Below are 2,017 nucleotides of genomic sequence, written 5' to 3' on the forward strand. Positions count from 1 at the left end.
TTAAATTTCCGCCATACACTTTTTTTATAAATAAAGGTGTATTAGTTGCAGACGATTGGTTATTTTTCTTCGTTACACCACCAACAGTAGATAGTCTACCGTTTGGATCAATTAATTCTTTTACCACAAAGACATTCTGGCCTTCAAGGCCTTCTTTATATTTATCTTTATCTTTTCCTGATAAGAATAATTGGTGATTTTGATTTTCTTGGTTAAAGCGTACAACGTTAGAACCGTTATAATTTTCAACCTTACCACTAATATTACTGAATTCAAAACTTTCTGATGAGTAGTATCGATGTAAGTCTTTAATATCATATAAATGTTGTACTCTCTCTTGCTTTTCTTTTGCTTGCACTGCTTGGCCTTCTGATGTAATCACACCAGTAGTTAATAAGCCTAATGCCAATGTTGCTTTAGCTAACGTTTTTAATTTCACAGTACTATTCTCCCAATCTATTTATAAATTTTGTCTTAATATATTTTTATATGATTAATTCAATTACGTAATACGAACAATCTACTATCATTATATAAGTGAGATACTGCGCTATGAATTAACCTCTTTTTAACTATTTTTGAACCAACGTTAAGTTAGTTAATGAAATCCTAACAGTATTAATTATTTTTTATAACACAATACTAATTTTTTAACTATTCACACTTTCCCTCAATTTAATTATGTTTTCCACATTGTTTCATGTCACGAAAAGGACAACGCGCGACTATAAGTATCAACCGTTTTTCCAAAAACTTGATCATAAACCCGCTCCTTTTTTCATCATAACAAAACAAAAAAGAAGCTAAGCAATATGTTATCGCTTAACTTCCCTACAATTACTAGTCTGCTTGTCCAAAGATTATTTATATTCTAGCTCAACATTAATTTCTTTGATTTTGGTACCATCTATCGTGTCACCCATGCGATGCGGTTGTAATTTTTTTGTAAGTTCGAAAGTATAAAACTTATCATCTTCCATTTTAACTACAATTTTACCTTTTCTATGGTTAATTGCATCGTATAAATTCTCTTCTTTCATCAATTTTTGTCTTAATTTAAAATCTAACTCTTTTAACGAGATTTCTTCTTTTGTAATTTTAAATTTACTATCTTTAGTTGATGTAGTATCTCTGTCTGCTTTTCTTGTTACTTTAACATCGACTTCTCTTTCTTTAAATTCTTTACTATTTGTCTTACTTATACCGCCAATTGAATATTGTCTTCCTTTAACAGGTTCTTCTTCTATGACTAAAAATGCATCTAGGTCCCCGTATACATCTGATTTGAATTTCTTACTATCTTCACCTAGTAGCCCAATATAATAATCTTTAAGGTTTTTCCATACATATGCACCTTTATCAGTTAAATGTTGTCTATACAGACCATCTACATTTATTAACTCTATACTTGGCTTGCTATAGTAGTATTTTAATGATTTATAATTGTGTTGACCTTGAGTTGATTCTGCCGCTTTTACTGTTTGACTTTCTGTTGTTATTACACCAGTAGCTAACAATCCCAATACTAATGTTGCTTTAGCTAACGCTTTTAATTTCATAGTACTATTCTCCCAATCTATTTATAAATTTTGTCTTAATATATTTTTATATGATTAATTCAATTACGTAATACGAACAATCTACTATCATTATATAAGCGGAATACTAAGCTATGAATTAACCTCTTTTTAACTATTTTTGAACCAATGTTAAGCTAATTAATAGAATCCTAACAGCGTTAATCTATTTTTTAAACTTAACGCAGCTTTTTTAACTATTCACACTTTCCCTCAATTTAATTATGTTTTCCACATTGTTTCATGTCACGAAAAGGACAACGCGCGACTATAGGTATCAACTATTCCCACAAGTTTTATTGGTGTTTTTATTATTCATCGATACGCTTCTTTTTCATCTCTCCAACACAAAAAAGAAGCTAAGCAACTTATGTTGCCTAACTCCTCTATACTATCCATATTTTACTATTATCCATATTTCATTGCATTATCTAATGTTG

Annotated in this window: 2 protein-coding genes; both read right to left on the bottom strand. The window is 29.7% G+C overall.

Annotated features, from left to right (window positions below; genetic code table 11):
* A partial coding sequence (locus IDG60_RS12240; RefSeq protein WP_206160747.1) for a superantigen-like protein SSL7 occupies window positions 1-439 on the bottom strand: 439 nt, incomplete at its 3' end.
* Between the two features lie 421 nt (window positions 440-860).
* Entirely contained in the window at window positions 861-1,559 is a 699-nt protein-coding gene (locus tag IDG60_RS12245) for a superantigen-like protein SSL6 (RefSeq protein WP_000767929.1), read from the bottom strand.
* Window positions 1,560-2,017: the final 458 nt, after the last annotated feature.

It is taken from the genome of Staphylococcus sp. EG-SA-2, from assembly GCF_017152085.1.